Annotated in this window: 10 protein-coding genes; all 10 read right to left on the minus strand. The window is 60.9% G+C overall.

What is annotated here, in order from left to right:
• Nucleotides 1–64 precede the first annotated feature (64 nt).
• Nucleotides 65–265: a hypothetical protein gene (locus DXC18_RS08610; protein ID WP_117583961.1), complete on the minus strand. Its 201-nt coding sequence runs from the start codon at nucleotides 263–265 to the stop codon at nucleotides 65–67.
• 215 nt (nucleotides 266–480) lie between these two features.
• Nucleotides 481–1,788 (minus strand): ATP-binding cassette domain-containing protein, encoded by a 1,308-nt coding sequence (locus DXC18_RS08615; protein ID WP_233509049.1) that lies wholly within the window; start codon nucleotides 1,786–1,788, stop codon nucleotides 481–483.
• A gap of 36 nt (nucleotides 1,789–1,824) precedes the next feature.
• Nucleotides 1,825–2,880 (minus strand): ABC transporter substrate-binding protein, encoded by a 1,056-nt coding sequence (locus tag DXC18_RS08620; RefSeq protein WP_117716897.1) that lies wholly within the window; start codon nucleotides 2,878–2,880, stop codon nucleotides 1,825–1,827.
• A gap of 2 nt (nucleotides 2,881–2,882) precedes the next feature.
• Nucleotides 2,883–4,637: a [FeFe] hydrogenase, group A gene (locus tag DXC18_RS08625; RefSeq protein WP_117716919.1), complete on the minus strand. Its 1,755-nt coding sequence runs from the start codon at nucleotides 4,635–4,637 to the stop codon at nucleotides 2,883–2,885.
• Nucleotides 4,638–4,687: 50 nt separating this feature from the next.
• Entirely contained in the window at nucleotides 4,688–6,520 is a 1,833-nt protein-coding gene (locus tag DXC18_RS08630) for an NAD(P)-binding protein (RefSeq protein WP_117716898.1), read from the minus strand.
• 256 nt (nucleotides 6,521–6,776) lie between these two features.
• On the minus strand, nucleotides 6,777–8,159 hold the full coding sequence (locus DXC18_RS08635; RefSeq protein WP_117716899.1) for a 6-phospho-alpha-glucosidase: 1,383 nt from the start codon (nucleotides 8,157–8,159) through the stop codon (nucleotides 6,777–6,779).
• Nucleotides 8,160–8,162: 3 nt separating this feature from the next.
• Nucleotides 8,163–9,779 (minus strand): PTS transporter subunit EIIC, encoded by a 1,617-nt coding sequence (locus DXC18_RS08640; protein ID WP_117716900.1) that lies wholly within the window; start codon nucleotides 9,777–9,779, stop codon nucleotides 8,163–8,165.
• 99 nt (nucleotides 9,780–9,878) lie between these two features.
• Nucleotides 9,879–10,733: a PRD domain-containing protein gene (locus tag DXC18_RS08645; protein WP_117629598.1), complete on the minus strand. Its 855-nt coding sequence runs from the start codon at nucleotides 10,731–10,733 to the stop codon at nucleotides 9,879–9,881.
• A gap of 18 nt (nucleotides 10,734–10,751) precedes the next feature.
• Nucleotides 10,752–11,264: a PTS glucose transporter subunit IIA gene (locus tag DXC18_RS08650; protein WP_158549076.1), complete on the minus strand. Its 513-nt coding sequence runs from the start codon at nucleotides 11,262–11,264 to the stop codon at nucleotides 10,752–10,754.
• Nucleotides 11,265–11,607: 343 nt separating this feature from the next.
• Nucleotides 11,608–12,369: an EFR1 family ferrodoxin gene (locus DXC18_RS08655; RefSeq protein ID WP_117583954.1), complete on the minus strand. Its 762-nt coding sequence runs from the start codon at nucleotides 12,367–12,369 to the stop codon at nucleotides 11,608–11,610.
• Nucleotides 12,370–12,617: the final 248 nt, after the last annotated feature.

The raw sequence follows: 12,617 nt of genomic DNA on the forward strand, positions 1-12,617 counted from the left end.
TCTTGACAATGTCCTGCTCATATTAAAAGGAACGTCCCCAAATGCCGGCAGTTTGGGACAGTCATTATTGATGAGAATCGGGCGCAGTGCCAAAAGCCCCGTTGGGCGAGATGTCAAACGGGAAGGTGCCGCAGCGATTGAACGCGGCGATAAACATGCGGATGGCGTTGGACGGCGTGGTGCCCACGAGCTGGGTTGCCGCCGCGAAGGCTGCCTTCTCCTCGGGCAAGACCTTCGCGACAACCGGGGTCATGTGTTCTGCCATGGCGCTTCCTTTTTGAAACGACGGTGGTGCGGATAGATGCGGGCCACGCGGCTGGGCGACGGGCTGTGAAGGCAACCCGATTGGCCCGCATCCGGAGTTTGTTTCTGCGGCGTTGGTATTACTTGGTATTCCTAAGTATTACCCCACAGATAGAATACCACACCCGACCCCATGGGGACGGAGGAAAACGGATCATTTTGTTGCTGAGTTAGTATTTAGAGCGTGATGATGTCCGAGATATTGAGGACCTGAGCGTCGACGGCATCGTGCGTAGCAAGCAACAGCATGCGACCGTCGAGCAAGTCGAGCACGACCTCGGCGCATGCGTCGCGCGCAGCGGTATCTAGACCGGTAAAGGGCTCGTCCAGAATCACCGCGTCGCCTGGGCACAGCAGGGCTCGGGCAATCTCGACGCGACGGCGCTGCCCGCCCGAGAGCTCGGCCACACGAGCATGCACATCGACCCCCGGCACCAGCAGGCGCAACAGAGCCGCGGCACTCGAGGCGTCCACGCGCGCGTCGGCGCACACCAGCACGTTATCCAGGGCAGAAACGTCCTCGACTAGGCGCACATCCTGAAACACCATGGAACACGGCGCGCACTCCCCCGCCGCCAGTGCAAGCAACGTCGACTTGCCCACACCCGAGGCGCCCATCACGCAGGTCCGTCCACCGGCGGGCACGCGAAGTACCAGTCCGTCAAGCGCCGGCGCCCAGAGCGCACGATCGCCCACAGCAAGCGCAAGCTCCGCCGCAACCCCGCCGCCAGCAGAACCGCCCGCACGCCACGCCGCTGGCCCCGAAGCCCGCAGCAGCCACACCAGCACGCGCTCGCATGCCCACGAAGCCATAACAACCAGCACGGTCCAGGCCAGCAAATCGGCAGTCTCAATCAAAAGCTTCGCCTGATAGATGCGCTCGCCCACGGTGCCCGTCGCCATGCCGATCAGCTCCGCCGCCACACCGGCCTTCCAGCTCATGCCAATCACGGCGCGGGCACACGAAAGCACAAACGGCAGGACTTCGCGCCAGGTGTGGGCACAAAACAGTCGCCAGCCCCGCACGCCATGCAGACGAAACATCTGCTCCAGCGGTTTATCCGCTTGCATCAAGCCCTCGACCAACGAAAAATACACGCCCGGCAGAGCCATCAAAAAGACCGCTGCAATGCTCACACGCGCCGACCCCAACCAAATGAGCAGCAGGACCACCACGCAGGCAACCGGTGTCGCCTTAACAAACGAAAGCGCCGGCGCCACCAAGCGGGCAAACGTCAGCGATCGCACCGAGACTCCCGCCAGTACGCCGCCGCACACCGCGGCAAGCGCCAGCCCGCCCAAGATACGCGCACCCGAGCCTGCCAGAATCGCCCATGTGCTGGCATCGCATACCAGTCGCAGCAACGCCACCACGACGGCACCCGGCCCCGGCAAAATCAACGGCTGCGCCACGAAACCCGCCATCAGCACCCACACGGCAAGCCAAAAGGCGGCAACGGCACCTGCTGCCGCCACCGCCTTCATACGCTCTGTCATTTGTCGAGCAAACGCACGCACGGGCTACTCCATATAGTAGAAATCATCGGCCGGGAGCTTGCCGCCCACGGCGCTCGCGTCCGCATCGGCCAGCACCTGCAGGTACCCACCGAGCGCCGCCTTCATGTCCTTCCCCGTCTGGCACACGAGCATGCACCCGGGAATCGCCTTTTCGGCAATCGCGGCGTTATCGACGATACCCGCATCGACCACGGCCTGTGCCCAATCTGCCGGCGCCGCGTTCACGGCCTCAACGCTCGCCGCATGGCAGCTCAAGAATTCCGCCACGGCCTCGGGATGTTCCTCGGCAAAGGCCCGGCGCACCACGGTCACGCCCGTCAGCAAACGGGAGCCCGTGTCTCCTGCCAGCTCGTCCCACACATCGGTCAGACTTACCGGCGCCGACAGCTTGCCTTCGCTCTTGGCGATGGCCGCCGTCTTGAACGGCTCGGGCAGCACGCCCACGGCAGACGGATCGGCAAGCAACGCCGACAGCACCTCGGTAGGCTCGCTCTTAAACTCAAGCGTCACCTGGCCGGTCAGGCCCGCGCGCTCCAGCAGGTAGTTCATGACGTACTCCGGCGTGGCGCCCTTGCCCGTCATATAGACGGTATGGCCCGCCAGATCGCCAAACGAGGCCACACTCGCGTCGCCCGTCACAACGTTCAGCACGCCCAGCGTGTTGATGTCGATGACCTGCGCCGCGCCCTCGGTCTTGTTGTAGAGCACGCTCGCCACGTTGGCGGGCACCAAGGCAATGTCGACATCGCCCTGAATGACCTTGGGCACGATCTCGTCGGCCGCGGCGCTGATCGCAAAGTCGAACTCGTTATCCGTCTCGCCACTCGCTGCCTGGTCCATAAACTGCACCAGACCAATCGACGTCGGCCACTTGAGCGAGGCGACGTGCACCTCGACCGGCTCGGCAGCAGCACCGGCGCCGTCCGTGGCAGCCGAGCCCGCGGCGGACCCGGCACCGGCACCCCCGCCGCCACAGCCCGCGAGCGCAAGCGACAGCGCGCCCGCGGCAAGCGCCGAGGCAAACCCTCGGCGCGTCATCTCAACATTAAACGCACGCATCGCTAGCACTTCCCTTCGTTGGGCATCGACCAGGCGTGATGGTCGGTATGCAGCAACTCCTCGGCCAGCGGCGAGAGCGGCGCGCCCAAAAACTCGCGGTAGCACGCCTGAACATCGGGGTTCTCGTGCGAGAAGCGAATGTCCGCAGCGGCATCCAGGCCCCACAGCACCTGGCCGCGCTCGGCCGCCAGCTCGCAGCCGTCGTGGATGGGCTGACCGCCGCCACCGACGCAGCCGCCCGGGCACGCCATGACCTCGACGAAGTCATAGCTCGCACGGCCGTCGCGAATCGCGTCGAGCAGGCGGGCGGCGTTACCCAGCCCGTGCGCCACGGCGACGCGCACCTTGGTGCCATCGATATCGGCGACGGCTTCTTTCCAGCCGTCCAGGCCGCGCACATCGGTAAAGAAGTCCGCATCGGGGTTCTTGCCCGTCACCAGGTAATATGCCGAGCGCACGGCTGCCTCCATCACGCCGCCCGTGGCGCCAAAGATCACGCCCGCGCCCGTGCCAAAGCCCAGCGGCGTATCGAGCGGCTCCTCGACCAGCGTGTCAACGCTCACGTGGCTCGCACGGATCATGCGCACCATCTCGCGCACCGTCAGCGCAACGTCCACATCGGGCGTGCCGTCCTCGCCCACCATGCTCGGCAGCGCGCACTCGGCCTTCTTGGCCGTGCACGGCATAACGGACACCACGAACAGGCGCTCGGACTCCACGCCCAGCACCTTGGCGTAGTAGGTCTTGGCAATAGCGCCGAACATCTGCTGCGGCGACTTGGACGTGGACAGGCTGTCGACAAACTCCGGATAGCGCGCCTTCACAAAGCGCACCCAGCCCGGGCAGCAGCTCGTAAACATGGGCCAGCCGCGGCTGTCGCCCTCGCCCTTGGCGGCGGCGCCCAGGCGCTCGATCAGTTCGGATCCCTCCTCCATAATGGTGAGGTCGGCCGAGAAATCGGTGTCGAACACGTACTCAAAGCCCACGCGGCGCAGCGCGCAGGCCAGGCGCTCAACGGTGGCCTCCTCGCGAGATATGCCGAGTTCCTCGCCCCAGGCGCTGCGCACGGCCGGCGCGATCTGCACCAGCACGATCTTGTCGGGATTAGCGAGCGCGTCAAACACGGTCTCGGTATCGTCGCGCTCGCGCAGGGCGCCCGTCGGACAATGTGTAATGCACTGGCCGCACGCGACGCAATCGGTCTTGCCGATCGGTGCGCGCCCGCGGGTACCCACGGCGGTATGCGTGGCGCGGTTGGTCAGGTCCCAAATCCCTAGGCCCTGCACGCTCTCGCACACCTTGATGCAGCGCATGCATTTAATGCACTTGTCGTTTTCGCGGATGATGGGAAAATCGAAATCCCAGCCCTCGCCCGCCAAATGCCTTTGATACGGCAGATAGAAAATGCCCAGATCGTTGGCGATGGTCTGCAAGTTGCAGTTGCCGCTGCGCACGCAGCTCGTGCACTGCGAATCGTGCTGGGACAGCAGCAGCTGCACGTTGGTGCGACGCGCCTCGCGGGCCTTGGGGCTGTTGGTGTGGACCACCATGCCGTCGAGCACGTAGTTGTTGCAGGCGGCAACCAGCTGGTCGCAGCCCTCAACCTCGACCACGCATACGCGGCAGCCGCCGATCTCGTTTAGATCGCGCAGGTAGCACAGGGTGGGAATCTGGATGCTGACGGACTTGGCCGCATCCAGGATCGTGGTGTGCTCGGGAACCACGACCTCGCAATTATCGATAGTGAGCTTGACCATGTTATGCGCTCCGTTTTCGGTGTTGTCGCTGACGGTGGTGTTGTTGGGCTCTACCATTCCAGGTTCCTCCCTCCGCGGAACGCGCCAAAGCCAAAGTGATCGCAACGCAGGCAGCGGCTCGCCTCCTGGCGCGCCTCCTGCTCGGTAAGACCTTGCTCGACCAGATCCCAATCGTGAATACGCTCGCCGGCCTCGCGCTCGCCCAGCTCGCAGCGGCCGCACTCATGCTTGCCCTTAAACTGGACGGTCGGCAGCTCGACCTCGAGCTTAATCTTGTGGTCAAAGCCCAGGTAGCGGTCGATATTTGCCGAAGCAACGCGGCCGGCGTTGATGGCTCGGATGACGGTGGCGGGACCGGTCTGGCAGTCGCCGCCGCTAAAGAGACCATCGAAGTTGGGCACGGCGCCGTCCGAATCGGTGACGACGCGACCCCACTTGCAGACGATGCCCATGTCCTCAAACGGCTTGGAATCGATGTCCTGGCCAATGGCCACGAACACGCGCTCGCAGGGAATGACGCGCTCGGGCGTGGCGGCGGCACGCGGGGCCGGACGACCGCGACGGGGCTCACCGATAATCTGCGGCTGCACGCGCAGGCCGCTCACGCGACCGCCCCCGCCCGTCTCGATAGCGAGCGGGGCCGTGAGCTCCAGTACCTCGCAGCCCTCGGCCTGGGCGCCGGCGATCTCGGCGTCCTGTGCCGTCATGTCGCAGATACGACGGCGGTAGACGATGCTCACCTTTTCGGCACCGCAGCGCACGGCAGAGCGTGCCACGTCCATGGCCACGTTGCCGCCGCCGATGACGCACACGCGCTGGCCGCTCAGGTCGGGCAGTTCGTCATCGCCGATGGCGCGCAGCATCTTGACGGCCGACTCCACGCCGAGCGCCTCTTCGCCCGGAAGGCCAAGCTTCTTATCGCTGTGGGCGCCAATAGCCAGGTAGACGGCATCGAACTCGTCGCGCAGGCGGGCAAGTTCCTCGCCGTTGACGGAGTGGTCGAGTTCCACGTCGATGCCGGCGCTCAAGATCCAGTCGATCTCGGCCTGCAGGCGCTCGCGCGGCAGACGGTAGCTGGGAATGCCGTAGCGCAGCATGCCGCCCAGGTGGTGGCGCTGCTCAAAGATGGTCACCTTATGGCCCATCACGGCCAGGTAGTAGGCACAGGAAAGGCCGGCCGGGCCGCCGCCGATCACGGCGACGCGCTTGCCGGTGTTATCCACTACATGGGGTTTGTGGTCGTTGAGGTCGCTGTGCTCAACGGCAAAACGCTTGAGGGCGAGGATGTTCATGGGATCGTCGACCATGCCGCGACGGCAGTGCATCTCGCAGGGATGCTCGCACACCAGGCCGCAAACGAGCGGCAGCGGGTTGTTCTTGCGGATAACCTTGACGGCGTCGGCATAGCGGCCGGCCTCGACGAGCGAAATGTAACCGGGAATGTCGACGTGCGCCGGGCAGCCCGAGACGCACGGGACGCGGGCCTCGCGGTCAAAGCCACAGGAGTGCTCGCGGATGTGGTGCTCAAAATCGTCGCGGAAACCGCGAATGGCCGTGAGCGCCATGGCGCCAGCTTCGTAGCCGATGGCGCAGTCGCTCGAAAGATAGATAGTGCGGGCCGTGCGCTCGATCAGGTTGAGCGTGGACTCATCGGCGCGCCCTTCGAGCACATCGGCGAGCAGATCGCTCAGCGCGCTCAGGCCCACGCGGCAGGGCGTGCACTTGCCGCAGCTCTGGGTGGAGCACAGGTTGACGAGCGCTGCCGTAAACTCAACGGGGCACGGGGCGAGCGAACTCACCGCCAGACGACGTCCGAGCGCATCGTGCAGGTCGTCCATGACGGCCTGAGCGTGGCTGCGTTCCATTACATGCAGTCGTGCCATAAGATCCCCTCTCATGCGGCAGCCCGGAGGCGAGGCCGGGCGAAGTTGCTACACGCACAACACTGACCTAAAAAGTTGTTAGGTCTCCACGCAGTTCGGCAGGCGGTATAAAATGTCACCCTCGGCGGTGAAATAGAACATTACCGCAGATAAATGCCATATTTGATAAAACGCGTTACCAAATGACAATGCCCCGCCCACGCAATCACGTGGACGGGGCATTGCTCCAGGTATGCGGCCAGCGACCCTGTTGCTTTTACTTAAGCTCGGGCCAGTAACCCTTGTTGGCCTCGATCATGTCGTCGAGAACCTCCTTGGCGACCTTCATCGACGGCACGGTCTTGTTCAGCGTAAAGGCCTTGAGTGCCTTCTCGTACGAACCCTCGATCGTGGCCTCGACCACGAGCTTCTCGGAGTTCAGCTGCTGCATCATAAGACCCTGCTGGAACAGAGGAATGTTGTCACGGCTGATGACCTCGGGGCCGTTCTTGCCAATGTAGGCAGGCAGCTCGACCATGGCGTCGTAGGGCATGTTGGGGATAGCGCCCTTGTTCTCGCAAATGACCAGGAAGCGCTGCTTGGTATCGTTCTTCAGAGCGATGGCCAGGTCGGCAATCCAGTCGCCGTGGCTGCCCGCATAGAACGTACTCTCGTCGATCTCGCCGGTCTTCTCGTAGTGGTCGATGCCGTCGAAGAGGTTCTTCTCGCGCGTCTCCTCAACCTCGTTAGCACGGGTGCGCTCGGGGTTGGAATGCTCGACGAACTCCTTCTGCTGCAGGTAGTAGTTCAGATACGTGTTGGGCAGGTACTCCGGGAAGCACTCCATGATCTCGTACTCGCCCTTCCAGACGTAGTACCAGCTGCCCTTGGTGTGGCGGTTCTGCTCGGGGTGCTCGTCGGTGGTCTCCTCGGGCTTCTTAGACATCAGCGAGCCCATGCCCTTGAGGTACGAATCGGGCAGCAGAATCTCATGCTCCTTGATGTACTCGCGCAGCTGCGGGAGCACCTCCTCGCCCTTGTGGCGGATCGAGGTGAACCAGCCAAAGTGGTTGAGGCCAAAGTAATCGTACTCGACATCCTTCTTGTCGATATCGAGTGCGGCGCAAACCACGTCGATGATCGCGATCGGCATGTCGCAGATGTTGATGATGCGAGCGTTAGGACGCAGCACACGGCAGCCCTCGGAGACGATGGCAGCAGGGTTGGAGTAGTTGAGAATCCAGTAGTCCTTCTTGGCGTACTTCTCGACGTCATCGATCAGCTCGACCATGGGGAAGATGGTGCGCATGCCGTAGGCAAGGCCGCCGCAACCGCAAGTCTCCTGACCCACGCAGCCGTGACGCAGCGGAATCTTCTCGTCCTGCTCGCGCATGGCGTAGCCGCCCACGCGCATCTGGGCAAACACGAAGCTCGCGTCGGTAAAAGCCGTCTTTTTGTCGGTGGTCACCGTGAGCTTGATGTCCAGGCCGAGGTCCTCGTGCAGAATCCAGTCCACGAGCACGCCGATCTTGCGCTGGCGCTCCTCGTTGATGTCGTACAGACGAATCTCGTCAACGTCGAGCTCGTCCTTGCGCAGGGCGATGGACTTGACGATGCCGGGGGTAAAGGTGGATCCGCCACCACACAGAGTAATGATCATTGTTTACTGCTCCTTCTCAATTGCGTTTTCGACCTTGTCGCGCATCTCGGCGACCTTCATGCCAAAGATGATCTGGATATTGTTGCCGTTACGGTTGATGCCGCTGTTAGGCACATGGTTGATGAGGTTCTCATCGATGAGGTCCGGGTTCTTAACGTTCACGCGAAGACGCGTAAAGCAGTTCTCGAGCTCCTCGATGTTGTCCTTGCCGCCAAGACCTGCGACCAGGTCGGCAATACTTGCATCGACGCCCTCTGCGGGAGCTGCGGCAACAGCGCCCTGCTTCACCGCGACAGACGCGGCGGCCTCGCCCTCGGCAACGGACTCGGCGAGCTCGGACTCCTCCTCGCGGCCAGGCGTGTGGAGGTTGAGCTTCTTAATAAGGAAGGTGAAGAGGAAGAAGTACAGGGCGGCGTTGACGACTCCAAGCACCAGCATAACCGGCCAGTTGGTCTTATCGACACCGAGGACCAGGTTGGAGACCACGATGTTGATGATGCCGCCTGCAGTCGAAGCGGGCACGGAGAGGACCTTGAGCAGGACCAGGAAGATACCGGAAAGAACCGAGTGAACGACAAAGAGCACGGGAGCGGCAAAGACAAAGAGGAAGTCCATGGGCTCGGTGACACAGGAGAGCACGGCGGTGATGATCAGCGGGATGATAACGGCCTTGGTCTTATCCTTGTTCCCCTTGTAAGCGGTGAAGATAAAGGCGAGACCGATACCGATGTAGGGCCACAGGTTGTTGAAGGTGTAGCTGTTGAAGTAGGTGCTATCGGAGAAGGGCTGGCCCGTCATTGCCATCTCGGCGACACGGATGGGATAGGCGCCGGCGATAACCTGATCGCCCAGCGTCAGGGTGCCGCCCACATCGGAGAACTGGAACGGGGTGTAGATGAGGTGATGCAGACCGGTAGGAACGAGCAGCTTGTTGAGCATGCCGTAGATAAACAGACCGATGTTGCCCGACTCCTTAATGATGCCGGCAACGGAGGAGATGGCACCCTGAACCGGAGGCCAAACGATGCAGAAGCCAGCACCCATGATCCAGGAAATGATGATCATGATCAGGAACGGAAAACGAACGCCCGAGAACATCGAAAGGGCAATGGGGAACTGCTTGTTCGAGTACTTGTTGAACGCGGCACCGGTGATGCAACCAAGAATGATGCCGCCAAACACGCCGGTATCGAGCACCTGAATGCCCATAACGGTGCTCTGGCCGGTTCCGGTAAGGCCGAGCATGCCGCTCGCTTCGGCAAGAGAGCCGGTGGCGTTGAGCACGATGTTGTTAGCCTGCAGGAACAGGAAGAACGACATCAGGGCGATCAGCGAAGCATGGCCCTTGTTCTTCTTTGCCATGGCGCCGGCGATGCCCACGCAGAACAGAATCGAGAGGTTGTTGATGATAAACATCAGCGACTGATAGACAACGGCGCCCACAAGCTGGAACGGACCGGAGCCCAGCACAGGGATCACGGCGCAGATGGTCTTGTTGGTCAGAATAATGCCCACGATGAGCAGAATGCCGGCAACCGAGAGATACATCATCGGCTGAACGATTGACTTCGCGAACACCTCCAACGGCGCTTTGAAATTGAACTTCTTTTTTGCGGTCATAGCGGTACTCCCCTTCCTTTTCCGCAAATTAAGACAGATGTGCCCTGGACAAGACCGTGAGCCTTGCCTTATATCAATCGATGTGTGGGCACGTTATGCCTAGAGACCAGGTTCTCCAAGCAGGTTAACAATGTGATATGCGAGATAACTCTTCTCGGCATCGGTAACGACAACGTTATAGGTAGACGCTAAGTGGTCGGCAATTGACTCCGCACACGAGAACGCCCTCGGATACGCCGTTTCATCGATACGGAACAGCGCGTCGCCATTGACCTGCCCCGCCGCGGGATCGAGCGCCCGCTGCGCAAAAAACTGCAGATGGCGAACGAAACGCTCGTACGGCAACGAGGTGACGTCAAGGGTCGTGGCATAGTGCTCGGAAACAATCGCGAGCACGTCGCGAACAAGCTGGACCGAAACAATCAGACGGTCAGAGCGCTGCGGCATGGTGGCGTTGACGATATGCAGCGTAATAAAACCCTGCTCTTCTTCGCTCATCTGGATGCCCATATACTCCTTGATAATCTGCAGCGCACGGCCCGCAAGCGCATACTCCTTGCGATAGAACTGCTGGATCTCGAGCAGCAACGGATTCTCGCAGGGGACGCCCTTACGCTCGCGCTCCAAAGCAAGACTGATATGGTCTGCGAGAGCAATGAGAATCTTGTCGTTGATATCAACATTGAGCTCTCGACGGAGCATCTGAACAATGTCCTCGGCAATCACGAGGTTGACGGTGGGGATGGACTCCAAAAGATGTGCCAAGCGGTCAATCGTACGCGAATCCTGAGAAGTGCCCTCCTGCAGCGCATAGGTCTTTTCGACCGATGCTTCATCGATAGCGTCGCCGGCATGACGGCCAAAGCAGAGGCCTCGACCGATGACAATGAGCTCGGAGCCATCGTCCGAAGTGACCATTGCGACGTTGTTGTTGAAAACTCGCTTGATAACCACGGTACCCACCACAAGAATTTACTCGGAAAGCCAGACGACAGGCTCTTTAACAGCAACAGGGCCGGAAGCGTGCTCACGAAGAGTCGAGTTCTCCGAACGCTCGCACACGATAACGAAGACCGTGGGATCGAAGCCGGCGGCGCGGACCGCGTCGAAATCGACCTCGACGAGGGGCTGGCCCGCGTCGACATGGTCACCCTGGGCAACAAGCGCATGGAAGCCCTTGCCCTCAAGTTTAACAGTGTCGATTCCGATATGCAGCATCACCTGAGCAGAGCTGTCGTCGGACATGATGCCCAGCGCGTGCTCAGTCGGAAACAACGCCGCGACGGTGCCGGAAACAGGAGCGCACACCGTTCCCTCTTGGGGAACCACGGCAACGCCATCGCCCACGGCACGGCTGCTAAAAGCGGGGTCATTGGTATTTTCTAGATGAACAAGCTCGCCGGAAACGGGAGCGAGGATTTCGAACTCGGAAGCTGCAGTCTTCTGCTCATCCGAACCGCCCATCAGGCGAGAAAAGAAACCCATGGTGGCATGTCCCTTCATAAATATAGCCCAACCAAAATCAAGCGAATGCATCCATAGAGACACACTCGTTCAAAGACTTTGGTTAGGCCCACGTCCGAGGGACTCGGTAACCTTCCGCATTTCTTTTTACGGGAGTTATTTTAGACAAGCCCAAAGCCAGAATAGTCATTATGACCGGTGAGCGGTATTTTTTCTTCGATAAACGGTATTTAGGCAGCACTTGGGGACGTTCCTTTTCTGCCGGCACTCGGGGACACTCCTCACTCTGGTGCATTGGGGACAGGTTTGTTTGCACCAGGTTGGTGCAGATTAACCTGGCCCCATTGCACCAATTTCGTATGCGCTAGACAAAGAGCTCGCATTCCTTCCGCACGACGCAAACCTTGCTCAGCATCTGGGAAACAGCGGATAGCTTGTTGGGATCAAGCTTACGAGCGCCTCGCGGGCATACGGCAATGCAGCGCATGCAGGAGATGCACGCCTCGCCAGCTGCTCGTTTGGGGTCACCCTTGTCGATAGCACAAACGGGGCACGCCGCGGCGCATGCACCGCAGGAGACGCAATCCTCTGTTGCCTCAGGTGCCATGCGGTGACCTCTGGCTTGTTTGTAAGGACGATTGCCGGGAATAGAGGGCTCGGATGTATCCTCAGCCAACAGCTTTTGCTGAATTTGCTGCGCAAACTCTGCGAGCTGCGCCGCATCCTGCACATCCGGACGACCGGCAGCAAACTGTCGCGCAATGGAATGTTCTGCAATGGCTGCAACTGCCGCGATTACCCGGAATCCCGCATGCTTCGCAACGTCCTCCAGCTCTACGAGCGTGTCCTCAAACGCGCGGTTTCCGTATACACAAACCAAAACAGCCCGAGCCCCGTTGCCGCGCACCATGCCCAACCGGTCAGCCACCACAGCCGGAATTCTACCGGCATACGCCGGCACAGAGATTACGGCCACGTCGTCCTCAGTCATCGAGACAGCGCTGAGATCTAGCCCGCTATCGGTCAGATCGACGGTAACGGTATTATTGTCCAGCGCCCCGGCCACAAGGCCAGACACCTTCCGCGTTCCACCCGTCGGACTAAACACAATTTCGAATACGCTCATCGAGGCACCCTCTCCCTACGCCTGGCAACGCGTCAAGCCGTTTTCACATTCAGACAGAGTATACGGCGCATGGGGAGAGCTCCCCGTTTCGGTGCGCCAGGCACCCCAATGCACCCACCCTACGCTGTCTGCCTCTTCGTTTTGTATAAATTACGGTACAGATTGTATATATTTACGGGATACCGCCGCGTTCTCCTGAGGTACCCCATCCTGGCCCGTGCAAAAAACGGAGTATTCTGCAACGTGAC

The sequence above is a fragment of the Collinsella sp. OM08-14AT genome (genome assembly GCF_003438115.1).
In the GTDB taxonomy this organism is placed as follows: domain Bacteria; phylum Actinomycetota; class Coriobacteriia; order Coriobacteriales; family Coriobacteriaceae; genus Collinsella.

Bases quoted from the DNA above. Each gene is read 5' to 3' on its own strand.
- DXC18_RS08610 (WP_117583961.1), bottom strand. From the start codon at position 265: ATGGCAGAACACATGACCCCGGTTGTCGCGAAGGTCTTGCCCGAGGAG.
- DXC18_RS08630 (WP_117716898.1), bottom strand. From the start codon at position 6,520: ATGGCACGACTGCATGTAATGGAACGCAGCCACGCTCAGGCCGTCATG.
- DXC18_RS08640 (WP_117716900.1), bottom strand. From the start codon at position 9,779: ATGACCGCAAAAAAGAAGTTCAATTTCAAAGCGCCGTTGGAGGTGTTC.
- DXC18_RS08620 (WP_117716897.1), bottom strand. From the start codon at position 2,880: ATGCGTGCGTTTAATGTTGAGATGACGCGCCGAGGGTTTGCCTCGGCG.
- DXC18_RS08625 (WP_117716919.1), bottom strand. From the start codon at position 4,637: ATGGTCAAGCTCACTATCGATAATTGCGAGGTCGTGGTTCCCGAGCAC.
- DXC18_RS08615 (WP_233509049.1), bottom strand. From the start codon at position 1,788: ATGAAGGCGGTGGCGGCAGCAGGTGCCGTTGCCGCCTTTTGGCTTGCC.
- DXC18_RS08655 (WP_117583954.1), bottom strand. From the start codon at position 12,369: ATGAGCGTATTCGAAATTGTGTTTAGTCCGACGGGTGGAACGCGGAAG.
- DXC18_RS08650 (WP_158549076.1), bottom strand. From the start codon at position 11,264: ATGGGTTTCTTTTCTCGCCTGATGGGCGGTTCGGATGAGCAGAAGACT.
- DXC18_RS08635 (WP_117716899.1), bottom strand. From the start codon at position 8,159: ATGATCATTACTCTGTGTGGTGGCGGATCCACCTTTACCCCCGGCATC.